The sequence below is a fragment of the Pseudomonas lundensis genome (assembly GCF_002269125.1).
In the GTDB taxonomy this organism is placed as follows: Bacteria; Pseudomonadota; Gammaproteobacteria; order Pseudomonadales; family Pseudomonadaceae; genus Aquipseudomonas; species Aquipseudomonas lundensis_A.
On the sequence record NZ_NQKI01000008.1, the window covers coordinates 98587 to 120361 of the forward strand.

Below are 21775 nucleotides of genomic sequence, written 5' to 3' on the forward strand. Positions count from 1 at the left end.
TTTCATGCGGGCGAATCAGAAATGCCGTTCGCGCCCGGCCATCAGGTCGCGTAAATTGCCGCGGTGGCGCCAGACAATCAGTGCGGTTAATCCGCACATGGGCAGCAGCGCGGCAGGCTCTTGCCAGGCCAGTAAAGGCAGGGTCAAGGGTGTGGCAATCAGCGCAGCAAGTGAACTGGTACGGGTTAGCTGGAAGGTCAGCAACCAGGCCAGGACAGCCAGCAAGGCGGCGGGGGGGTAAAGCCCTAGCAACATGCCGGCAGCGGTCGCGACACCTTTGCCGCCCCGAAATCGGAAGTACAGCGGATACATGTGCCCGATGACGGCACAGACACCAATCCAGGCTTGTTGCTGGAGTGGCAGGTTGAGTTGGTTGGCGAGCAGGACGGGCAGCAGGCCTTTGCACAGGTCACCGAGCAAGGTCAGGACGGCCAGTTTTTTACCGGCCAGACGTAACATATTGGTCGCGCCAGCATTGCCTGAGCCACTCATTCGCGGGTCGGGATGACCCGTCAGGCGGCTGAGCAAAATGGCGAAGGACAGCGAGCCAAGCAGGTAGGCGATAATCGCCAGTAACCAAAACATGCTAACTATTCCGGGCGAGGACGCCCTGATTCTAACGGCGCATTGCGCCCTTGTCGTGCTGCGGAGAAAAGTGCTTGGACAGAGTGTTTATCGAAGGCCTGGAAGTTGACACCGTAATCGGTGCCTATGACTGGGAGCGTGGCATCCGTCAGTGTTTGCGCCTTGATCTGAGTTTTGCGTGGGATAACCGCCCGGCCGCAGCAGGGGATGATCTGACTCTGGCGCTGGATTACGCCAGTGTCTCGGCCAGAATCCAGGCTTTTGCCGAGCAGACCCAATACCAATTGGTAGAAACTTTTGCCGAGCGTCTGGCTGAAGTGCTGATGAGTGAATTTAATATTCCCTGGCTTCACCTCAAGTTGACCAAGCCGGGCGCTGTCGCGGCCGCCACAGGGGTGGGCGTGGAGATTGAGCGCGGATGTCGCTAACTCAGGTTTTTCTCGGGCTGGGCAGTAATGTCGAGCGCGAAAAGCATTTGCATGCGGGGCTCGATGCGCTGGCTGGCTTCCTGCAAAACATGCAGTGTTCGGCAGTGTTTGAAAGTCAGCCTGTGGGAATAAAAAGCGGGCCTTTCTTCAATCTGGTGGTGGTGGCCAACACAGATTTACCATTGGCGGATTTGACCCGACGTTTGAAGCTGATCGAAGCCGATAACGGACGATACGCGCAGGATCGCAAAGGTTTGCCGCTCGATATTGACGTGTTGTTTTACGGTGACTGGGTGGGCGATTTTGACGGTTTGGTCTTGCCGCGCGCCGAGATACTCAGAAATGCCTTTGTGCTGTGGCCGCTTTCGCTGATCGCCCCTGACAAGCTACATCCGAGTGTGGGCATGACACTTGGTCAGATCTGGGCAGAGGCTCAGATTGATCAAGTGCTTGCCCCCGCGGCGTTTGAATGGCGTGGCGAGCAATTGACACCGAAAGAGATGCTTTGAGGCTGCTGTAAATGCGCTGCCGCCGCTCACAACCGAGTGGTGGCAGCGCAGCAGCTGCAGTTCGCAAGCGGTTAGGCTGTGGGCGATGCTGGCTTTTGGGTCGCGTCTTTGTAGGCTTGTAAAGCGCTGAGCCGTTCGCGCTTAAGGGCTTCCCCCAGCGCCGGGCCCTTGAACCCCTGTGCCAGCAGCGGCTGGATGTCGACTGCCTGGGCTGCTTTCGCGGCGCCACGCAAATAGTCAGCCTGAGGGTATGGCCGTTCTTCAAGCCCCAAGCGACCCTTGGCGTCCATCTCACAAGCGACGATAAATTCCTCGAAGCGTTGAGGTCGACGGTAAACGTCAAATCGTTGCAGCAATTCCAGTAAGGTCGAGGCCTTCAGCTCAAAGGCCCGATGCCCGTGGGTGTGGTATTCGCCGACCAGCAATGCAAGTTCCTGACAATCTCGAGGTGCTTTGAACCGCTCGTTTGCGGCTTTGATCAGGCGCAATCCGGTGTGCTCATGGGCGATATGGCGTGGCCATTTCGATTCCGGCGTAAGGCCTTTTCCCACGTCATGCAGCAAGCACGCCCAGCGTACGGTCAAAGGCTGGTGATGCCGCGCCGCTTGTTCAAGCACGCTCAGGGTGTGAATGCCACTGTCGATTTCAGGGTGGTGAGCTGGCGGTTGCGGTACGCCGAATAATGCCTGGACTTCGGGCAATAGCACTTCAAGTGCGCCGCAACGTCTGAGTACTTCAATAAAAACGTGGGGATGGTCTTCCATCAGGGCGCGGGATATTTCCTTCCAGCAACGTTCCGGTGTTAGCGCTTGGAGTTCGCCTGAGGCTGACAGTTGACGCATCAGTTCCAGTGTTTCGTCTGCCACCCTGAACCCGAGCCCGGCATAACGTGCAGCGAAGCGCGCAACGCGCAGCACCCGCAGGGGATCTTCGGCGAATGCTGGAGAAACATGGCGCAATATGCGTGCTTCCAGATCTCGTTGGCCGTGGTAGGGGTCAGTAATATTGCCCGCATCATCTTCGGCCATCGCATTGATGGTCAGATCGCGGCGGATCAAATCCTCTTCGAGGGTTACGTCAGGGCTGGCATGAAATACAAAGCCCCCATAACCGTGTCCGCTTTTGCGCTCGGTGCGGGCGAGGGCGTATTCCTCCCCGGTTTTAGGATGGAGAAAGACCGGGAAGTCGGAGCCTACGGGACGAAAGCCCTTGGCCAGCATTTGTTCGGCACTCGCGCCTACTACGACCCAGTCGATGTCTGTGACGGGTTTGCCAAGCAAGCGATCGCGGACTGCACCGCCGACTTTATAAATCTGCATAAAAAACCTCCGTTAGCGCGACAGGATAACCGCTGCGTCGCGCAAACGGAGGTTCACGTCTATCACAAGTGAATGGCGCTCAAATCCAAACGTCCGTATTCAGCATCGCCATGTTCACTTTTTGGCGGGACATGATGGGCCTTCATCACTTGATCCCCTTGCAGGGTTTCGAGGTGAATATCAAAACCCCACAGGCGGTGAAGGTGTTTAAGTACCTCGTCAGTGGAGTCGCCCAGCGGTTTGCGGTCATGCTGTTGATGGCGCAGGGTAAGCGAGCGATCGCCGCGACGGTCGATACTCCAGATTTGCACGTTAGGCTCGCGATTCCCCAAGTTGTACTGCGCTGCCAGGGTTTCGCGAATGATCCTGTAGCCGTTTTCATCGTGGATAGCGGGTACGAGTAAATCGTCTTTCTGATCGTCATCCATGATGCTGAACAGCTTGAGGTCGCGAATAACCTTGGGGGACAGGTATTGCAGGATGAAGCTTTCGTCTTTGAAGCTGCTCATGGCGAACTTGATGCTCGATAACCAGTCGCTGCCCGCCAACTCGGGGAACCAGCGACGATCTTCCTCGGTGGGTTCTTCGCACATGCGCCGGATATCGCGGTACATCGCGAAACCCAAGGCATACGGGTTGATCCCGCTGTAGTAGGGGCTGTCAAAACCCGGTTGAAACACCACGCTGGTGTGCGAGGTCAGGAACTCCATCATGAAGCCGTCCGTCACCAGCCCCTCATCGTAAAGATCGTTCATCAGGGTGTAATGCCAAAAAGTTGCCCAGCCTTCGTTCATGACCTGGGTTTGGCGCTGTGGGTAAAAGTACTGGGCGATTTTGCGTACGATACGCACCACTTCGCGTTGCCAGGGTTCCAGCAGCGGCGCGTGTTTCTCGATGAAATACAGGATGTTTTCCTGAGGTTCGTCCGGAAAACGTGCGTTGTCCTTTTCGTTGAATTTGTCAGCGTTCTTGGGGATGGTGCGCCACAAATCATTGATCTGTTTTTGCAGGTGCTCTTCGCGCTCCTTCTGACGACGACGCTCTTCTTCGGCCGAAATCGGATAAGGCCGTTTGTAGCGGTCTACGCCGTAATTCATCAGTGCATGGCAAGAGTCCAGCAAGTCTTCCACCGCGTCGATACCGTGGCGCTCTTCGCACTGCATGATGTATTGCTTGGCGAACACCAGGTAATCAATGATCGAACTGGCGTCAGTCCAGGTTCGGAACAGGTAATTACCCTTGAAGAAGCTGTTGTGGCCATAGCAGGCATGGGCCACCACCAGGGCTTGCATGCAGATGGTGTTCTCTTCCATCAGGTAAGCGATGCACGGGTCTGAGTTGATGACGATTTCATACGCCAGCCCCATTTGCCCGCGGCTGTAGGACTTTTCGGTACTCAAGAAATGTTTGCCGTAGGACCAATGGTGATAGCCCAATGGCATCCCGACAGAGGCGTAGGCGTCCATCATCTGCTCGGCGGTGATGACTTCAATCTGGTTGGGGTAGGTGTCCAGTGCATACCGTTCGGCCAGGCGACCGATTTCCCGGTCGTAGGCCTGGATCAGTTCAAAGGTCCACTCGGAGCCAGTGGAGATGGGGTGGCGTTTATTCTCTTTGGCGGTCATGTCACTAACCTGCGCTGGAAGAGTTCACGGAAGACCGGGTAAATATCGCCGGCCGAGACCAGTTGCTGTTGAGCGAAGGTGTCGGGAAAAGCCTCGTTGATACGCTCATATTCGTACCAGAGCGCCTGATGTTCGCGCGGGGTAATTTCCACATAAGTGTAGTACTGCACGAATGGCATGATCTGGTTGATCAAAATGTCACGGCAAATGGGTGAGTCGTCGTTCCAGTTGTCGCCGTCGGAAGCCTGGGCGGCATAAATGTTCCATTCGTTAGTGGGATATCGCTCGGCCATGATCTCCTGCATCAACTTGAGTGCGCTGGAGACAATGGTGCCGCCGGTCTCGCGCGAATAGAAAAACTCCTCTTCATCTACCTCCCGGGCACTGGTGTGGTGGCGAATGAACACTACTTCGATTTTGTCGTAATTTCGTTTCAGGAACAGGTACAGCAAGATAAAGAATCGCTTGGCGATGTCCTTGGTGGCTTGCGTCATGGAGCCTGAAACGTCCATCAGGCAGAACATCACCGCCTTCGAGCTCGGGTTGGGGTGTTTAACCAGCAAGTTGTACTTGAGGTCGAAAGTATCGAGAAACGGGACACGATGAATGCGGGCGCTGAGCTTTTCGATTTCAGCTTCGATGTCTTTGATATCGCCGAAATTGTCAGGTTCTTCGCGTTTTAAACGCTCAAGTTCGATTTTTGCTTCTTTGAGTCGTGCGCGGCTGCTGCCGGTCAGGGCAATGCGCCGGGCATGGGCGGAACGCAAGGTACGGATGATGTTGATTCGTGAGGGGTTACCCTCGTTGCTGATGCCAGCACGCACGGTTTTAAACGTGTCGGTGCCCGTCAGGTGGCGTTTGACCAGGTTTGGCAGTTCGAGGTCTTCGAACATGAATTCGAGGAATTCTTCCTGGGTGATTTGAAACACAAACTCATCCATGCCTTCGCCGGAATTGCCTGCCTTGCCCGGGCCGCCTCCGCCCCCGGACCCGCCTTGAGGGCGTTGAATGTGTTCGCCGCTGGTGAACTCCTTATTACCCGGATGCACGACCGTTTGTTTGCCGCCGCGCCCGTGGTGCAGCACCGGCTCGTCAATATCGCGACCGGGAATGCTGATCTGTTCGCCATGTTCCATGTCGGTAATGGAACGCCGGCCCACGGCTTCTTCGACGGCCTTTTTAATGTGGTCGCGATAGCGCCGCAGAAAACGTTGGCGGTTTACCGTGCTCTTGTTCTTGCCATTAAGGCGTCGATCGATCACATAGCTCATAAGCCCTCCGGGCCGCTTCAAGAGGTGAGCTGCACGCTGCAAGCCACCGCGAGCTCCCGGGTTCGGGAGTTTCGTCGGGTGCTAGCAGCGTGTAGCCGGGCGCTTGCCGCTGCCTCACTGCGATTTTCTGACCCGCAGGTACCACTCGGAGAGCAGTCGTACTTGTTTGTCGGTGTAACCGCGTTCAACCATTCGGGTCACGAAGTCGTTGTGTTTTTGTTGATCCTCTTTGCTCGCCTTGGCGTTGAAGCTGATGACCGGCAGCAGGTCCTCAGTGTTGGAGAACATTTTCTTCTCGATGACCACCCGCAGTTTTTCGTAGCTGAGCCATGTCGGGTTTTTGCCATTGTTGTTGGCGCGGGCACGCAGGACGAAGTTGACGATTTCGTTGCGGAAATCTTTCGGGTTGCTGATGCCAGCCGGTTTTTCGATTTTCTCCAGTTCTTCGTTAAGGGCGATGCGGTTGAGGATTTCGCCGGTTTCGGGGTCACGGTATTCCTGATCCTGAATCCAGAAATCGGCGTACAGAACGTAGCGGTCGAAAATGTTTTGCCCGTATTCGCTGTAGGACTCCAGGTAAGCGGTCTGAATTTCCTTGCCGATGAACTCGATGTACCGGGGCGCCAGGTACTCTTTCAGGAAGCGCAGATAACGCTCGCGGGTTTCTGGCTGGAACTGTTCCTGTTCGATCTGTTGTTCAAGCACGTAGAGCAAGTGCACCGGGTTGGCAGCGATTTCGTGCGGGTCGAAGTTGAAGACTTTGGACAGGATTTTGAAGGCAAATCGGGTCGACAAACCGTTCATGCCTTCGTCGACGCCAGCGCTGTCACGGTACTCCTGAATGGATTTGGCTTTCGGATCGGTGTCTTTGAGGTTTTCGCCGTCATAGACACGCATTTTGGAGTAGATGTTGGAGTTTTCAGGTTCTTTGAGGCGTGACAGCACCGTGAACTGCGCGAGCATCTTCAGGGTGTCAGGTGCGCAATGGGCTTTGGCCAGCGAGCTGTTATAAAGCAGTTTGTCGTAGATTTTGACTTCGTCACTGACCCGCAGGCAGTACGGCACTTTTACGATGTAAATCCGATCGATAAACGCTTCGTTGTTTTTGTTGTTACGGAAGGTATGCCACTCCGATTCGTTGGAGTGCGCCAGCAGAACCCCGGTAAAAGGAATCGCCCCCAGTCCTTCGGTACTGTTGTAGTTGCCTTCCTGAGTAGCCGTGAGCAATGGGTGCAGCACCTTGATCGGTGCCTTGAACATTTCGACGAATTCCATCAGACCCTGGTTGGCCCGGCACAGCGCGCCCGAATAGCTGTAGGCGTCGGCATCGTTTTGCGGGAATTCTTCTAGCTTGCGGATATCGACCTTGCCCACCAGTGCCGAAATGTCCTGGTTGTTTTCATCGCCGGGTTCGGTTTTGGCCACTGCAATCTGGTTAAGGATTGACGGGTAGAGTTTGACCACCCGGAACTGGCTGATATCGCCGCCAAATTCAGCCAGGCGCTTGGTGGCCCAGGGCGACATGATGGTGCTCAGGTAACGCTTGGAGATCCCGAAGTCTTCTTCAAGAATCGCGCCATCTTCCGTGGCGTTGAACAGGCCAAGCGGCGACTCGAAAACTGGCGAACCTTTGATGGCGTAAAAAGGGACTTTCTCGATCAATTGCTTGAGCTTTTCAGCCAGGGACGACTTGCCGCCGCCCACCGGGCCCAGCAAGTAGAGGATTTGTTTCTTTTCTTCCAACCCTTGGGCTGCATGGCGGAAGTAGGAAACGATTTGCTCAATGCACTCTTCCATTCCGTGGAAGTCGGCAAAAGCCGGGTAGCGGCGAATCACTTTGTTGGAGAAGATTCGCGAGAGGCGAGAGTCAGTCGAGGTGTCCAGCAGTTGCGGTTCACCAATGGCCAACAGCAGCCGTTCGGCAGCCGAGGCGTATGCGCTTTTATCGTTTTTGCACAGCTCAAGGTATTCCTGGAGCGTAAGTTCTTCCTGGCGCGTGGATTCAAAGCGCTGTTGGAAGTGGCTAAAAATACTCATGACGTCACCTCGCTCGATACGTGGAGCCGGCGATTGATCGGTCAGTTCGAGTGCTGGCATGCGGCAACGTTGCAGTTGCTGTGTACCCCCCAGGACACCATCAAAGGGGCTAACCCTTTGAAGTTACTACTGATGATCCTCACGCCGGTGTACCGGCTCTCCCCAGATTCGGATGGCCTGAGCTAAAGGATAGTTGGTTCTGGGAGAGGTCAAGGCGAGATGCGCGAATTGTTGTGTTTGACCGTTGGTCAGGCAGGGCGCCAGCCCACTGAATACGTGGGCTTGGCGTGCATTAAAAAATTATTCCTCCGGGCTTTGGGCGATTTCGCCCGGATAAGTCGAACGCCACAATTCGAAACCACCGTCGAGGCTGTACACATCACTGAATCCTTGGCCTACCAGGTAAGCCGCCGCGCTCTGACTGGAATTACCGTGGTAGCAAGCGACGATCAACGGTGCATCCAGATCTGCCTTGGCAATGAAATCGTGAAGCGAGTGGTTATCCAGGCGCGTTGCGCCAGTGATATGCCCGGCGGCATAAGTCTGCGGGTCGCGAATGTCGACTACTACGGCGCCTTTTTGACGCAGTGTGTGGGCCTGTTCGGGAGCGATACGTTTGAAATCGGTCATGGGAAATTCCTCTGGCCTGACTACGGGCGTGGGGTTGTGACGCCCAAAGGTTGGGGAGACGGTTGTGGGCTGGCAGGGGCTTTAAGGTGCAGGTCATCGCAGTCGCAGCTCAAGCGCTGCCCGTTGTCGACGTTGAGCAGGGTCATGGCGCCGCCCCATACGCAGCCAGTGTCGAGTGCGTAGATGCCGGGCTCCTTGCAGTTGCCTTCGAGTGCAGCCCAGTGACCGAAGATGATTTTGAGGTCCTGGGTTTTGCGTTCTTTATAGCTGAACCACGGTGCATAACCGGGCGGAGCGCTGCCCACGCCTTCTTTGCTTTTAAGGTCGAGTTTGCCGTCGCGGGTGCAAAACCGCATGCGGGTGAAGTAGTTGGTAATAACCCGCAGGCGTTCAATGCCCGTCAGGTCACTGTCCCATTTGGCAGGCTCATTGCCATACATGCCATCGAGGAAAGGGCCCAAAAGGCTGTCATCGCGCAATGCGTGTTCCACTTCGCTCGCATATTTGAGGGCTTTTTTCAGGCTCCATTGCGGGGGAATACCGGCATGAACCAGTGCGGTATTTCGTTCGAGGTCGTAATGCAACAGAGGTTGCTGGCGCAGCCAGTCCAGCAATTGGTCACAGTCCGGTGCCTCGAGGATTTCGCGAAGCGTGTCACCCTTTTTCAGGCGCTCAATATTGTTGCCGACCGCAAGCAAGTGCAGGTCGTGGTTGCCCAGCACGCAAACCAGTGATTCACGCATGCCATACAGAAAGCGCAGCGTCTCCAACGACTCGGGTCCCCGGTTAACGAGGTCGCCCACCAGCCACAGGGTGTCTTTTGCAGGATCGAACGCAACCCGCTCTAACAGACACTTGAGCGGTTGCAGGCAACCTTGAAGGTCACCGACTGCGTACACCGCCATCAGTGCAGCGCTCCGGGGACAGCAAGGCGGAAGGGCGCAATGATGGCCTTGAACTGATGATCGTCTTGCGCCTGCATCAGGTAGCTGCCCTGCATGGTGCCGACTTTTGTGGTGATCACGGAGCCGCTGCTGTAAGTGTGCACCTGACCCGGTTCGATCACCGGTTGTTGTCCGACGACACCTGCACCGCGCACTTCTTCGGTGTGCCCGTCACCGTCGGTGATGATCCAGTGCCGTGACAGCAATTTTGCGGGGATTGAGCCGTTGTTCTTCACCGTGATGGTGTAGGCGAAGGCGAAGCGGTCTTGCTCGGGTTGAGATTGTTCTGGCAAGTAACGGGTGACGACGCTGACGTCAACCTGATAGCGGGGTTCGGACATGCGGAAGGCCTTACTTGAAAGCAGAGACACAGCTCGGGATAAAACTGATGCCTGAGTCTAGGCCAAGTCACGGGTACTAGGCCAGATGCGGCCAGTACCCGATTTGTAAGGACGGTCAGTCGGCAGCGGGCGCTGCGACGGCTTGCTCGCTCAGTTTGTCGGCCAGACGCACGAATGCTGCCAGGTCGAGTTGCTCGGGACGCTTGCTGCCATCGACCCCGGCTGCTTCGATTTGCGCATTACTCAGCAAGGCCTTGAGGGTGTTGCGCAAGGTTTTGCGACGCTGGTTGAAAGCTTCGCGCACGACGCGCTCTAGCAGACGATGATCCTTGGCCGGGTGTGGCAGGGTCTCGTGTGGCACCAGGCGCACAATGGCAGAGTCGACTTTAGGTGGCGGGTTGAATGCGCCCGGACCTACGTTGAACAGGTGTTCCACACGGCAATGGTACTGAACCATGATCGACAACCGGCCCCAGTCGCCGCCGCCTGGGCCAGCAGCCATGCGCTCTACCACTTCTTTTTGCAGCATGAAGTGCATGTCGCGGATCAGCTCGGCGTTTTTCAGCAGGTGGAAAATCAGCGGTGTGGAGATGTTGTACGGCAGGTTGCCGACCACACGCAGGGTGCGGGGCGCCGCACCCAGTGTATTGAAGTCGAACTTGAGGGCGTCGCCCTGATGCAGGTTGAAGTTGCTCATGCCTGCGAACTGTTGATTGAGGATCGGGATCAGGTCTTTGTCCAGTTCGACCACATCAAGCTGGCCGCCACTGTTGAGGATGCCTTCTGTCAATGCACCCTGGCCCGGGCCGATTTCCAGCAGGCGGTCGCCCGCCTTGGCATTGATGGCGCGCAGGATGCGGTCAATAACACCAGCATCGTGCAGGAAGTTTTGACCAAAACGCTTACGCGCCTTGTGTTGGTATTGCTCGTTCATAAACGGGTCTCGGCCATCTGGTAGGCGGTTTCCAGGGCGACTTGCAGGCTGCCGGTGTCGATCTTGCCGCTGCCCGCCAGATCCAGGGCAGTGCCATGGTCAACAGAGGTGCGGACGATCGGCAAGCCAAGGGTGATGTTGACGGCGGCACCAAACCCTTTGTACTTCAGCACGGGCAGGCCTTGGTCGTGGTACATCGCCAGCACTGCGTCACAGTGCTCCAGATATTTGGGGGTAAACAGAGTGTCGGCAGGCAGCGGGCCACGTAGGTCCATGCCCTCGCTGCGCAGAAGCTCCAGGGTGGGTTCGATAATATCGATTTCTTCACGGCCCAAATGCCCGCCCTCACCAGCATGGGGGTTGAGCCCGCACACCAGAATTCGCGGTTGGGCAATGCCGAACTTTTGCTGCAGGTCGGCGTGCAGAATACGCGTCACCCGCATCAGGCGTTCGGGGGTGATTGCATCTGCAACCTGACGCAGCGGCAGGTGCGTGGTGACAAGCGCCACGCGAAGGCCGCGGGTGGCGAGCATCATTACCACGTGCTCGGTGCGCGTCAGGTCGGCGAGAAATTCGGTATGGCCGGAAAACGGGATGCCGGCTTCGTTGATGACGCCCTTATGGACAGGGGCAGTAATCATGCCTGCGAAGTCGCCGTCCAGGCAGCCTTGAGCCGCACGGGTCAAGGTGTGCAGCACAAAGGCCGCATTGGCTTTGTCCAGTACACCGGGCGTAACCGGTGCGCTGAGCGGGGTATCCCATACATACAAGCTGCCTGCGGGTGCCGGTTGCTTGGGCCACTGCCCCGGCGTGACGGGCAGCAGGTTGACGGCCACACCCAGCCTGGCGGCCCGCTCAGAGAGCAGGTCGCAGCTGGTAATGGCAATCAGGGGATGGGGCTGGTGTTGCGAGGCGAGCAGCAGGCACAGATCTGGACCTATGCCTGCCGGTTCGCCGGGTGTCATTGCAAACCGCTGGGTGTTCACTGTGCCGCCTGGCTTGCGCTCTCGTCCGAGGTCGCGCCGGGCAGTTTGATCTCTACGTAGGCTTCGTCGCGGATCTGACGCAACCAGCTTTGCAGCTCTTCATCGTACTTGCGGTTACGCAAGGCGTTCATGGCCTGTTGCTCGCGAGCTTGAGAGGTGCTGTCAGTGGCGCGGCGACCAAGTACTTCAAGCACATGCCAGCCGTATTGAGTCTGGAACGGCTTGGACAATACACCTTGAGGCGTATCGAGCATGGCAGCACGGAACTCGGGAACCAGTGAGTTGGGGTTTACCCAGTTCAAATCGCCACCGTTGAGTGCCGAACCGGGGTCTTCGGAGTAGGTTTTTGCCAGGGTGGCAAAATCTTCGCCCGCTTCGATGCGGTCGTGGATTTTGTTGATCAGGGCTTCGGTCTGCGCTTCAGTGCGGATTTCGCTTGGCTTGATCAGGATGTGGCGAACATGCACTTCGTCCACAACCACAGACTGGCCACCGCGCTTGTCATTGAGCTTGAGGATGATGAAGCCGCCCGGTGTCCGGATAGGCTCAGTGATCCCGCCAACCGGCATTTCGCTGAGCAGGCGATCGAACGGAGGTGGCAGTTGAGCGGCTTTACGCCAGCCCATGTCGCCGCCTTCCAATGCGGTATCGCTGCCGGAGCGGGCAATGGCCATCTGGCCGAAGTCAGCGCCTTTCTTCAGTTGGTTATATACATCAACCGCTTGCTTATAGGCGTTCTGGATGGCTTCCGAATTCGCGCTTTCAGGCGTTGGAATCAGAATGTTGGCCAACTGGAACTCTTCGGACATCTGCATCTTGCCCAGGTCGGATTTCAAGAAGTTCTGCACTTCTTGATCCGTGACCTGGATACGCTCGGCGACACGACGCTGGCGCACACGGCTGATCGTCATTTCACGACGGATCTGCTCACGGGCGTCTTCATAAGACAGACCGTCGTGCGCCAGGGCCTTGCGGAACTGGTCGACGGTCATGCCATTGCGCTGGGCAATGGTGGCGACAGCATCGTTCAGCTCTTCATCGGTAATACGAATACCCATGCGTTCGCCGAGCTGCAATTGCAGGTTCTCAACGATCAGGCGCTCAAGCACTTGCTGATCCAGCACGCTCTTGGGCGGAACGCCCTGATTGCGCTTGGCGATGGTCTGCTGAACTTCATGAACACGCTGGTCCAGTTGGCTCTGCATGATCACGTCGTTGTCGACGATGGCCACAACACTATCCAGGGGTTGAACCGCGGCGTGAGCCGCAGTACCCAGGAACAACGCGCCCAGCACTAGCGGGCGCAAACACTCAGAAAGCTTGATCTTCACGTTCACGATAACCTTGGATGCCTTTGTCGAGGAAGCTCTCTACTTTGGTGCCAACAACGCCACCGAGACCTTTCAGCACAATTTGAAGGAAGAGACCATGGTCGCCCTTCTCGTTTTGAGGGGCTTCTTGGGTATATTCGTCGTTGGAGACCCAGTAACGGTTGATCAGACGAAGTTTCCAGCAGCAGTTGTCGTACTCGAAGCCACCAAAGGCTTCCAGCGTACGGTTACGGTTGTAGTCGTACTGCCAGCGGCTGATGACGTTCCACTGCGGCACGATCGGCCAGATAACCGAGAAGTCGTGCTGCTTGATCTTATAGTAATCCTTGATATAGCCAGGCTGACCAGGCGACAGGTAGTCACCACCGCCGACTGTCCACTTACCGGTGTACTGGTCATAGCGAACTTGGTCATTGCGGTAGCGGAAGCCTGCGTTGACCACCTTGTTCGGGTTGTCTTCGGGCTGATAGTGCATCATCGCACTGCCAGAACGAGGGCTGCGGGTTTCCGGGTCCCAGTTGTAGTCAGCAGTTGCGCGCCAGTCGCGGTTGAAACGGTAGGCGTACTCGAGTGCATACGGCGAAACGCTGGAGGTGGCATCTTTACGGTCGTCGGAAATGCCCGGCAGTTGAACCTTGCGATCCTTGAAGTAGTACGCCTGGCCAACGCTGACCCGTTGACGCTCAAAGCCATTTTCTTCGATCCAGCGGCTGGTCACGCCCAGCGACAGCTTGTTTTCGTCGCCTACACGGTCGCTTCCGGAGAAGCGATTGTCGCGCCACAGCGAGGAGTAGCTAAAAGTGCTTTCGCTGGTATCAAACACCGGGATGTCTTGCTGATTGCGCTCAGGCACATACAGATAGAACGCACGCGGCTCCAGGGTCTGGCGGTAATTGGTGCCGAACCATTGAGTGTTGCGATCGAAGTACAGGCCGCTGTCGATACTGGCAATTGGAACGCTGCGGTTTTGGGAACCTTTATAAACGCCCCCGTTGTAAATCGTTCCATTTTTTGCCGCGTTGGCTTGAGCTCGTACGATGTCACTTTTCCCAGTGCCATCCAGATCAAGATCGTACTGGGTGTACATGTACTTGAGCGTTGGCGTGACATAGCCATAGCTCGCTGTCATCGGCAGGCTCATGCTTGGCGCAAGATTTAGACGTGTACCGTTGGCGCGGGCTAGACCTGTAACGTTAGTGTCAAGACGTTTAGCAGAAGTGCCGTCTTCATTGACGTACATCCCGTTTTCAAGGTCGCGATCGAACCGCACCAGCTCAGTGTCGTATTTGAAATTCAGACCGCCCGGGTGGTACGGCAGCGCACCATTGAAGGTGATTTGCGGCAACTTGTTGTAAGGCGTGATTTGCGTCACGGTGGCCATTTGATAGGCCTGCGCGTTCAACCTGGCGTTGAACGTGTCGCCACGGTAAGTCACGGAACCTTGCTGATTTACGTATTCCCGGCTCTCAACACCGATCTGGTCACTTTGCAGATCCTGGAAGTAATAAGGATCGCTGATCTTGGTGTAGTCGACCTCAGTCAGTACGCGCGAATCCAGGCCACCCTTGTGCTGCCAGTTGAACATGTAGCGGGTGTCTTTGTAGTCGGTTTGGTCTTTGCGCTTGTCATCCTTGTCGTTCAGATAAGCAGCACCGAACTGGCCTTCGCTGGACTCGGTCAGGTAGCGGAATTCGCCTTCCATCAACAAGCCGCGTTTGGTCATGTAGCGCGGGTACAACGTGGCGTCGTAGTTGGGCGCCAGGTTGAAGTAGTACGGGGTCACGAGCATAAAGCCGGTGTCGGTGCTGCTGCTGAACGACGGCGGCAGGAAACCGGACTGACGGCGATCGTCGATCGGGAAATAAATGTACGGGGTGTAGAAGACCGGAATGTCTTTGACCCGCAACGTCACGTTGGTCGCCGTACCGAAACCGGTGGCCGGGTTCAACGTGATGTTGTTGCCCTTGAGTTGCCAGGCGTTGCTGTTCGGTTCGCACGTGGTGTACGTACCATCCTTGAGGCGGATGATCGCGTTTTCGCCACGCTTGGCGTACAGCGCACTGCCGCGGATGCGCGACTTGTGCAGGATGTATTCCGCGTTGTCGACCTTGGCCGCACCGGTGTCGAGTTGAACGTCGGCGTGGTCGCCCACGATCAGTGCACCGTTGTCGCGCAGGCGGACCTTGCCGTTAAGCTCACCGCGGTTTTCAGCCTGATACAGGCTGGCTTCGTCGGCTTCGATCTGCATGCTGCCCTGACGCATGACAACGTCACCGGCCAGCGTCGCGATCTGCTCTTCTTGCTGATAGCGCGAGGCCTTGGCGCCAATAAAGGTAGGCGCGTCGCTTTTGCTGGTCGGGTCGTTCATGCCCGGACGGATCGGCTCGACGTAAGCGCCCGCGCAATACGGGCCGGTTTCGGCCAGTTGTGCGGGGGTCAGCTTGTCTCGCGGAACCCAGTCGAGGTGACTGTAGTCAGCACTGCGCGCTTTCAGACCACGGCCTTTGGCTTCTGTCACCAATGGGGTCTGAGCGACCTGCTCGACGGTTTCGCCACTGGCGCCCACCGAGTTGCCGCTGTGAACCGGACGCGGCGGCAATTGAGCCGTGGTCGCTTTCGGTGCGCAGTCCCAGCCGCCCGTAGCCGACACAGAACAGTCATACTGCTCCTCGGCAACAGCGAAAGGCGTGGCTAGAGGTTGCATGGCCAGCAAACTGCCGGTTACCAGCAACGGAAATTTTTTACGAAACGCGGGGGATTTCAATGCCATCTTATTAGTCCGGGCTTCCTGCGTGCCATCAGCCCGCGGTGGGGGCCGCACGCCTCTCGATGGTCTGGAAAAGATGCTGGATAATAAAGCATGACCCGCTTGACGGCTAGGGCCGTCGGAGACCCACGTAATGCCTGACCAAGATGTACGCCTGCAACACCTTAAAGTTTGGCTCGATGAGCAATTGTCAGCCCTATTTTTAAACAACGGATGGGGCGCCGTACCCCCGGCCACGCTGACTGCAGCCAGCAGTGATGCGAGTTTTCGGCGGTATTTTCGCTGGGAAGGTGAGGGGCGCAGTTTTATTGTTATGGACGCCCCGCCGCCCCAGGAAAACTGCAAACCTTTCGTCGATATCGCTGAATTACTGCGTATCAGCGAGATAAATGTGCCGGAAATTTTTGCTCAAGACCTCGAGCGCGGGTTTCTTTTGCTCAATGACTTGGGCAATAAAACCTTTCTCGACGTCATTAATGACCACAACGGCGATAAGCTGTTCGACGATGCCATCAAAGCACTGCTGGCTTTTCAGCAGTTGCCCATGATCGCGCCGTTGCCCAGCTATGACGCGGCTTTATTGCGCCGTGAGCTCGAATTGTTCCCTGAATGGTACGTTCGCCGTCATTTGGGGATTGAGTTGGATGAGCAACAGCAGGCGCAGTGGCAACGGGTCAGCGATCTGCTGATCGACAGCGCGCTGGCTCAGCCCAAGGTGCTGGTGCACCGCGACTTTATGCCGCGCAACCTGATGCTGAGCATTCCCAACCCCGGCGTGCTGGATTTCCAGGATGCGGTGTACGGGCCGGTGACCTACGACATCACGTGCCTGTTCAAAGATGCCTTCCTCAGTTGGCCTGAAGAACGGGTGCGGCAATGGCTGGCCCAGTACTGGAAAAGTGCGCGCCGCCTGGCGATCCCGGTGCAGCCCGAGTTTGAGGATTTCCTGCGTGCCAGCGACTTGATGGGCGTGCAGCGGCACTTGAAGGTGATCGGCATTTTTGCCCGCATTTGCCATCGCGATGGCAAACCCCGCTACCTGGCCGATGTGCCGCGTTTCCTCTCTTATATAGAAGCCGTTTTGGCCCGCCGCCCGGAGCTGTCTGAACTGGGTGAGCTTTTTGCCAGCCTGCCTGAACCGGTTGAGGCTCAGGCATGAAGGCGATGATTTTGGCCGCGGGCAAAGGTGAGCGCCTGCGGCCTTTGACCCTGCATACCCCCAAGCCCTTGATCCGTGCGGGCGGTGTGCCCTTGATCGAATACCACCTGCGTGCGCTCGCGGCGGCAGGGTTTACCGAGATTGTGATCAATCACGCCTGGCTGGGTCAGCAGATCGAGGATCATCTGGGCGACGGTTCGCGTTTCGGGGTAAGCATTCAATACTCCGCAGAAGGCGAGCCGCTGGAGACCGGTGGCGGTATTTTTAAAGCATTGCCTTTGTTGGGCGATAACCCGTTCGTGGTGGTGAACGGTGATATCTGGACTGACTACGATTTTGGTGCGTTGCGTCGGCCTCTCGCCGGTCTGGCGCATCTGGTGCTGGTGGACAACCCGCCCCATCATCCCACGGGTGATTTCAGCCTGATTGATGCGCAAGTTCAGGATGCGCAACCCGATGCGCAGGTACTGACCTATAGCGGTATTGCCGTGTTGAGCCCGGCGTTGTTGCGCGGGTGCGAGCCCGGCGCGTTCAAGCTGGCTCCGTTATTACGTACAGCCATGGCCGCAGGCCATGTCACAGGAGAGCGTTTGCAAGGGCATTGGGTAGATGTAGGCACGCACGAGCGTTTGGCTGAGGTCGAAAGCCTGATTAAGGGCGCTCACTAAGATGCTGTGGCCAGGGACTCTGATTGGAGCCGGAGGCGGGTTTTTGATTGCCAGCATTCCGGGGGCCATGTTGGGTGCTTTGTTGGGGCAGGCGCTGGATCGGCGTCTGAACCTGCAAAGCTGGGCGCATGTGCGCGAACGCCTTGGCGGTCGTGCTGCGCTGCGCAATGACGAACTGTTGTTCGTGTTGCTCGGCCGTCTGGCCAAAAGCGGCGGGCGCGTGGTGGATAAGCATATCGAGCAGGCGCGACAGGAGATGCGCTTGCTCGACATGAGCGCCCCCGCGCAGAAGCGCGCGATCGCTGCGTTTAATCGGGGCAAGTCCGGCAATGACTCATTACGCGGTTACCTGCGGCGTCTCAAGGCGCAACCCCATGCGGCAGAAGGCGTGTTGCGCGCTTGCTGGCGGATGATCGTGGCGGACGGGCGGGTTGACACGCAAGAGCGTGAGTTGATCGGGCTATGGGGTAAATGGTTGGGCTGGACCCCGCAACAGATTCAGGCACTGGGGGCTGATTACGAGCCGCAGAAAAGGCCGCTGGCCACGCGCGGCGGGACTTATCAGGAGTCGCTGACGCTGCTCGGGGTCACTCATCAGAGCGACCCGGTGCACATCAAACGGGCGTATCGACGTTTGCTCAGCCGTCATCACCCTGACAAAGTGGCCGGTTCAGGGGCTAGCCCGGCGCAGGTGCTGGACGCGACAGGGAAAACCCGCGAGCTGCATCACGCCTACGCGTTGATCCGCCAGCGGCGCGGGTTTTGACCGTTACTTATCCACAGGCTGTGGGCTGAGCCAACCGCGAATCCGGCGATACAACTGTTCTTGGCCAGCATCGCGGTTCCCCGGCATCGCAGTCAGTGCCACCTGAGTGAAATCCCCGCCATTGACCCGCTTGCTGGCTTGCAACCGTTGCAGGGCGGCCTTGCGCAGTAACGCGTTGTCTTTATAGAACACGTCCAGCAGCGCGACCTTGAGGCCAGGCGTCATCAGGCTCAAGTCTGCCGGTGCCTGCACCGGTGTTTGCGCGGCGACCATGATCAGCTTGCCCACTTGCGCCGGTTGTTTCTCGGCGATGTAGCGTGCTGCCCAGTACGCACCTGTGCCGTGCCCCAGCAGTACGATGCTGCGCGCGTTTTGTTGTTGCGCGAAGGCAATTGCCGCCTCGATACGGGCGAAAATCCGCTCGGCATCCGCCTTGTTCATTTCTTCCAACGACGCCACCGGCTTCAGGTCCGGGGCCGGGTTTTCAGTGCCGACACTGGCGGCTTGTTCGATAGGTTTGGCTGTGGTGCTGGCGTCTTTGCTGCTACTGTCTGGCGCTTGCGGTGTAGGCAATTTCTCTGGTTCAGCGGTGCGTGCCTGACTGGCTTCGCTTTGCATGTCCGGCAAACTTAGGCTCAGGCTTGCCCAATGGGCGTCCGGCAGCTTGTTGCGCAGCGGGCCGACAACGATTGGCCAATCTGCGGTTTCGCCAGCGCCGGGGACAATAATCACCGCACCGCTGGGGTCGCTGTTATTGGCGGGCTTCCACAGTGCGAGAAAGTTGCCTTCACCGGCTTGGAGCTGTTGCTGCTCGTGTGGCGGGAGTTGCCGCTCCAACGCGGCCGCGTCTTCCTGGCTGCGTTCGGGCAGCGGCTCGCGCTCCACGGGCTTGGGTTGGGCGGGTTCAGCAACGGGCGCCGAGTCGTCCGCCTGAACAGGAAACGCCAGGGGCAATAACAACGACAGGCACAGGGCTGGCAGTGCCAGGCGGTAAGAAGACATCAGTTTTTCCAGGCCAGAAGTAATCCCGGCAGCCTAAAGGGTTGATCAGTATTTGTCAGGGTGTGAGCGTTCAGATGACACGTTTTTGCTATCTGTTGGTTATCGGCTGGTTTTGGCTGCCCTTGATGGGCCACGCGGCGCCTGTGCCAGCGGCGCAATTGAGTGCCGAGCAACAGCAATGGCTGTCGCAGCATCGGGAATTACGCGTCGGGCTGGTGCTGCAAGCCCCGTACGCGCGCTTTGACCAGCGCTTGCAGCAGCTGTCCGGGGCCAATGTTGAACTGATGAAATGGTTGGCGCAGGCACTTAACGTTGAGTTGCTGTGGCGCAATTACCCGGACCTGGCGCACTTGGAAAAAGCCGCCCGTGACGGGGAAATCGACCTGGTGCCGGGCCTGATGCAAACCCCGGCGGGGCTGCGGCTGTGGCAATTTTCTGACCCCTACATGCGCGTCCCGCAGCTGATTGTGGGCGTGCGCGACGGCAGCGGCGCTGTCGATTTGGAGCGCCTCGACAGCAAGACTCGCGTGGCCGTGCGCATGCCTGGCGCCACGGCAGAGTTCTTGCGAACCAGCTATCCGGGGCTGAATTTGCAGGGTGTTCCACTGGAGCGCCAGGCCTTGCAATTGTTGCTGAGCCAGCAAGCCACTTACGCCGTGATTGATGAAGCGCAGCTCAGTCGCTTGTCCAGCGAACCCGAGTTCTCAGGATTGGCAGTGGTAGGTGATATTGGTTTGCCACTCTTGCTGCGCGTGGCCACCCGGCGCGACTGGCCGGAGCTGGCCAGCATCGTCGAGCGCGGTTTGCACGCCATTCCGGCGCGGGATATGGAGCAGTTGCACGCGCGCTGGTTGCAGCCCAAGTATCCCCACGCCGGACCGTCTCCCGGTTTTTGGCAGAACTTCAGCCTGTTGATCGGTACCTTACTGCTGGCGAGCATGGCGATTGTGTTCTGGCAGCGTCGCCAGCAAACCTCACTGGAACGGGCGCTGCTGAGTGCACGCGAAGACATCGCCCTGCGCGCAGCGAGTGCCGAGGCATTGCGGCTGACTCAGTTTTCAATTGACCGCAGCCCGGTTGGCATCCTTTGGGTCAATTGGGACAGTCACGTGCGCTATGCCAATCTGGCCGCCGAGCACATGCTCGGGTGCGCGCCGGGTGCCCTGCTTGAGCGGCCTTTGAGTGATTTTGAACCGGGGCTGAGCATGGACCGCTGGTTGGGGCTATGGAAGCGTGCGCGGGCTGGCGAAGAGGGCGCGCAACGGTTTGAAACAAATTGCGTGCGTGCGGATGGCAGCACCTTCCCGGCCGACGTCACGCTCAGTTTTTTGCGCTTTCAGGCCGCTGAATACTTGGTGGTGTATCTCAATGACATCACCGAGCGCCGTCGTGTGCAGGCGGCGTTGCAAGAAAGTGATGCTCGCCTGCAAGGGATCGCGGCCAACGTCCCAGGGCTGGTGTTTCGTCTGGAGCGCTCGTTACTCACGGGCGAACTGGACTTCCCCTACATCAGTGAAGGTAGCGAAAGTCTGGCCGGGTTCTCGCCAGCGACGTTACGTAAACGTGAAGTCGGTTTGCGCAGCCTTGTGCACCCGGACGACAAGGCGGATTACCACCGTGTGCAGGATCAGGCGCTCGATAGCGACAGCGATTGGTCATGGCAGGGGCGGATTGTCACGCGTAAAGGCGAGCAGCGCTGGGCCGAGATCAAGGCCATTACCCGTCGCCTGCAAGATGGCACTGTGGTGTGGGACGGCATCGTCTGGGACATCAGCGAAAGCAAGCGTATCGAACTGGAACTGGACAGTTCTCGCGGGCAGTTGCGTGAACTGTCGGCGCACCTTGAAAGTGTGCGCGAAGAAGAAAAGGCGCGCATTGCCCGAGAAGTGCACGACGAGTTGGGGCAAATGTTGACCGTGCTCAAGCTTGAAACCTCCATGTGCGAGCTGGCCTATGCGGATCTGGACCCTGGCCTGCGTGAGCGCTTGAACAGCATGAAAAAGCTCATCGCCCAGTTGTTCCAGTTGGTGCGCGATGTGGCCACTGCGCTGCGGCCGCCAATTCTGGATGCAGGCATCAGTTCGGCCATCGAATGGCAGGCGCAGCGCTTCGAAGCGCGTACGCACATTCCATGTCTGGTGCAGGTTCCTGAGCATTTACCACCTCTGAGTGCGGCCAAGGAAGTAGGACTATTCCGAATTTTGCAGGAGGCGCTGACCAACGTGATGCGTCATGCTCAGGCACAAACCGTAGAGTTAACCCTGACCGTTGAAGCGCATGCGTTGTGCCTGACCATTAGCGATGATGGCCAGGGCTTTATTCCTGTCACGGGCAGGCCGACGTCCTTCGGGCTGGTGGGCATGCGTGAACGTGTATTGATGATGGGCGGCACGCTGTCGGTGCACAGTGTGCCAGGTGAAGGCACGACGCTGAGTGTGCGGGTACCGTTGACGACGGATCCGCAATGACCTTG

General features: G+C 57.6%; 19 protein-coding genes. 6 read left to right on the top strand and 13 right to left on the bottom strand.

All coding sequences use genetic code 11. From position 1 onward, the window contains the following. Nucleotides 1-15: 15 nt before the first annotated feature. Complete coding sequence (plsY, locus tag CJF39_RS07470) at nucleotides 16-585, bottom strand: glycerol-3-phosphate 1-O-acyltransferase PlsY (RefSeq protein WP_094992830.1); 570 nt, start codon at nucleotides 583-585, stop codon at nucleotides 16-18. Nucleotides 586-659: 74 nt separating this feature from the next. Between plsY and folB the strand changes: the two genes are divergently transcribed. Beyond that, nucleotides 660-1013, top strand: a complete 354-nt coding sequence (gene folB, locus CJF39_RS07475) for a dihydroneopterin aldolase (protein ID WP_094992831.1) — start codon at nucleotides 660-662, stop codon at nucleotides 1011-1013. Next, complete coding sequence (folK, locus tag CJF39_RS07480) at nucleotides 1004-1522, top strand: 2-amino-4-hydroxy-6-hydroxymethyldihydropteridine diphosphokinase (protein WP_094992832.1); 519 nt, start codon at nucleotides 1004-1006, stop codon at nucleotides 1520-1522. The genes folB and folK overlap by 10 nt, the downstream gene beginning before the upstream one ends. Nucleotides 1523-1593: 71 nt before the next feature. On the opposite strand, the gene CJF39_RS07485 is transcribed toward folK, so the two are convergent. From CJF39_RS07485 to CJF39_RS07535, 11 genes are all read right to left on the bottom strand, one after another. Further along, nucleotides 1594-2841: a multifunctional CCA addition/repair protein gene (locus CJF39_RS07485; RefSeq protein WP_094992833.1), complete on the bottom strand. Its 1248-nt coding sequence runs from the start codon at nucleotides 2839-2841 to the stop codon at nucleotides 1594-1596. 62 nt (nucleotides 2842-2903) lie between these two features. Further along, nucleotides 2904-4466, bottom strand: coding sequence for a SpoVR family protein (locus CJF39_RS07490; RefSeq protein ID WP_094992834.1), 1563 nt, complete (start codon nucleotides 4464-4466; stop codon nucleotides 2904-2906). Continuing rightward, nucleotides 4463-5737 carry a YeaH/YhbH family protein gene (locus CJF39_RS07495; RefSeq protein WP_070411368.1) on the bottom strand — a complete coding sequence of 425 codons (1275 nt, stop codon included), beginning with the start codon at nucleotides 5735-5737 and terminating at the stop codon, nucleotides 4463-4465. Before CJF39_RS07495 ends, CJF39_RS07490 begins: the two co-directional genes overlap by 4 nt. Before the next feature lie 114 nt (nucleotides 5738-5851). Beyond that, nucleotides 5852-7774, bottom strand: coding sequence for a PrkA family serine protein kinase (locus CJF39_RS07500; RefSeq protein ID WP_094992835.1), 1923 nt, complete (start codon nucleotides 7772-7774; stop codon nucleotides 5852-5854). Between the two features lie 300 nt (nucleotides 7775-8074). Continuing rightward, entirely contained in the window at nucleotides 8075-8404 is a 330-nt protein-coding gene (glpE, locus tag CJF39_RS07505; protein ID WP_094992836.1) for a thiosulfate sulfurtransferase GlpE, read from the bottom strand. 20 nt (nucleotides 8405-8424) lie between these two features. Next, nucleotides 8425-9309, bottom strand: a complete 885-nt coding sequence (locus tag CJF39_RS07510; RefSeq protein ID WP_094992837.1) for a symmetrical bis(5'-nucleosyl)-tetraphosphatase — start codon at nucleotides 9307-9309, stop codon at nucleotides 8425-8427. Then, nucleotides 9309-9689: a Co2+/Mg2+ efflux protein ApaG gene (gene apaG / locus CJF39_RS07515; RefSeq protein WP_094992838.1), complete on the bottom strand. Its 381-nt coding sequence runs from the start codon at nucleotides 9687-9689 to the stop codon at nucleotides 9309-9311. Before apaG ends, CJF39_RS07510 begins: the two co-directional genes overlap by 1 nt. Before the next feature lie 115 nt (nucleotides 9690-9804). Next, nucleotides 9805-10623 (bottom strand): 16S rRNA (adenine(1518)-N(6)/adenine(1519)-N(6))-dimethyltransferase RsmA, encoded by an 819-nt coding sequence (gene rsmA, locus CJF39_RS07520; RefSeq protein ID WP_094992839.1) that lies wholly within the window; start codon nucleotides 10621-10623, stop codon nucleotides 9805-9807. Then, on the bottom strand, nucleotides 10620-11588 hold the full coding sequence (gene pdxA, locus CJF39_RS07525) for a 4-hydroxythreonine-4-phosphate dehydrogenase PdxA (protein ID WP_170942651.1): 969 nt from the start codon (nucleotides 11586-11588) through the stop codon (nucleotides 10620-10622). The genes rsmA and pdxA overlap by 4 nt, the downstream gene beginning before the upstream one ends. Before the next feature lie 17 nt (nucleotides 11589-11605). Further along, complete coding sequence (gene surA, locus CJF39_RS07530) at nucleotides 11606-12946, bottom strand: peptidylprolyl isomerase SurA (RefSeq protein WP_170942650.1); 1341 nt, start codon at nucleotides 12944-12946, stop codon at nucleotides 11606-11608. After that, on the bottom strand, nucleotides 12921-15710 hold the full coding sequence (locus CJF39_RS07535; RefSeq protein WP_094992841.1) for an LPS-assembly protein LptD: 2790 nt from the start codon (nucleotides 15708-15710) through the stop codon (nucleotides 12921-12923). The genes surA and CJF39_RS07535 overlap by 26 nt, the downstream gene beginning before the upstream one ends. Before the next feature lie 130 nt (nucleotides 15711-15840). On the opposite strand from CJF39_RS07535, the gene CJF39_RS07540 reads away from it, so the two are divergent. Genes CJF39_RS07540 through CJF39_RS07550 form a run of 3 tightly spaced genes read left to right on the top strand, consistent with a single transcriptional unit; the run spans nucleotide 15841 to nucleotide 18300 of the window. Beyond that, nucleotides 15841-16866 (top strand): aminoglycoside phosphotransferase family protein, encoded by a 1026-nt coding sequence (locus tag CJF39_RS07540; RefSeq protein ID WP_094992842.1) that lies wholly within the window; start codon nucleotides 15841-15843, stop codon nucleotides 16864-16866. Continuing rightward, nucleotides 16863-17534 (top strand): N-acetylmuramate alpha-1-phosphate uridylyltransferase MurU, encoded by a 672-nt coding sequence (gene murU, locus CJF39_RS07545; RefSeq protein ID WP_094992843.1) that lies wholly within the window; start codon nucleotides 16863-16865, stop codon nucleotides 17532-17534. Before CJF39_RS07540 ends, murU begins: the two co-directional genes overlap by 4 nt. A gap of 1 nt (nucleotide 17535) precedes the next feature. Further along, nucleotides 17536-18300: a TerB family tellurite resistance protein gene (locus CJF39_RS07550; protein WP_094992844.1), complete on the top strand. Its 765-nt coding sequence runs from the start codon at nucleotides 17536-17538 to the stop codon at nucleotides 18298-18300. 3 nt (nucleotides 18301-18303) lie between these two features. Here CJF39_RS07550 and CJF39_RS07555 read toward each other — a convergent pair whose 3' ends face one another. Then, entirely contained in the window at nucleotides 18304-19302 is a 999-nt protein-coding gene (locus CJF39_RS07555; RefSeq protein WP_094992845.1) for an alpha/beta hydrolase family protein, read from the bottom strand. Nucleotides 19303-19376: 74 nt separating this feature from the next. On the opposite strand from CJF39_RS07555, the gene CJF39_RS07560 reads away from it, so the two are divergent. Beyond that, on the top strand, nucleotides 19377-21770 hold the full coding sequence (locus CJF39_RS07560; RefSeq protein ID WP_094992846.1) for a PAS domain-containing sensor histidine kinase: 2394 nt from the start codon (nucleotides 19377-19379) through the stop codon (nucleotides 21768-21770). Nucleotides 21771-21775 lie beyond the last annotated feature (5 nt).

Bases quoted from the DNA above. Each gene is read 5' to 3' on its own strand.
- plsY (WP_094992830.1), bottom strand. From the start codon at position 585: ATGTTTTGGTTACTGGCGATTATCGCCTACCTGCTTGGCTCGCTGTCC.
- folK (WP_094992832.1), top strand. From the start codon at position 1,004: ATGTCGCTAACTCAGGTTTTTCTCGGGCTGGGCAGTAATGTCGAGCGC.
- CJF39_RS07485 (WP_094992833.1), bottom strand. From the start codon at position 2,841: ATGCAGATTTATAAAGTCGGCGGTGCAGTCCGCGATCGCTTGCTTGGC.
- CJF39_RS07490 (WP_094992834.1), bottom strand. From the start codon at position 4,466: ATGACCGCCAAAGAGAATAAACGCCACCCCATCTCCACTGGCTCCGAG.
- CJF39_RS07495 (WP_070411368.1), bottom strand. From the start codon at position 5,737: ATGAGCTATGTGATCGATCGACGCCTTAATGGCAAGAACAAGAGCACG.
- CJF39_RS07500 (WP_094992835.1), bottom strand. From the start codon at position 7,774: ATGAGTATTTTTAGCCACTTCCAACAGCGCTTTGAATCCACGCGCCAG.
- glpE (WP_094992836.1), bottom strand. From the start codon at position 8,404: ATGACCGATTTCAAACGTATCGCTCCCGAACAGGCCCACACACTGCGT.
- CJF39_RS07510 (WP_094992837.1), bottom strand. From the start codon at position 9,309: ATGGCGGTGTACGCAGTCGGTGACCTTCAAGGTTGCCTGCAACCGCTC.
- apaG (WP_094992838.1), bottom strand. From the start codon at position 9,689: ATGTCCGAACCCCGCTATCAGGTTGACGTCAGCGTCGTCACCCGTTAC.
- rsmA (WP_094992839.1), bottom strand. From the start codon at position 10,623: ATGAACGAGCAATACCAACACAAGGCGCGTAAGCGTTTTGGTCAAAAC.
- pdxA (WP_170942651.1), bottom strand. From the start codon at position 11,588: ATGACACCCGGCGAACCGGCAGGCATAGGTCCAGATCTGTGCCTGCTG.
- CJF39_RS07535 (WP_094992841.1), bottom strand. From the start codon at position 15,710: ATGGCATTGAAATCCCCCGCGTTTCGTAAAAAATTTCCGTTGCTGGTA.
- CJF39_RS07540 (WP_094992842.1), top strand. From the start codon at position 15,841: ATGCCTGACCAAGATGTACGCCTGCAACACCTTAAAGTTTGGCTCGAT.
- murU (WP_094992843.1), top strand. From the start codon at position 16,863: ATGAAGGCGATGATTTTGGCCGCGGGCAAAGGTGAGCGCCTGCGGCCT.
- CJF39_RS07550 (WP_094992844.1), top strand. From the start codon at position 17,536: ATGCTGTGGCCAGGGACTCTGATTGGAGCCGGAGGCGGGTTTTTGATT.
- CJF39_RS07555 (WP_094992845.1), bottom strand. From the start codon at position 19,302: ATGTCTTCTTACCGCCTGGCACTGCCAGCCCTGTGCCTGTCGTTGTTA.
- CJF39_RS07560 (WP_094992846.1), top strand. From the start codon at position 19,377: ATGACACGTTTTTGCTATCTGTTGGTTATCGGCTGGTTTTGGCTGCCC.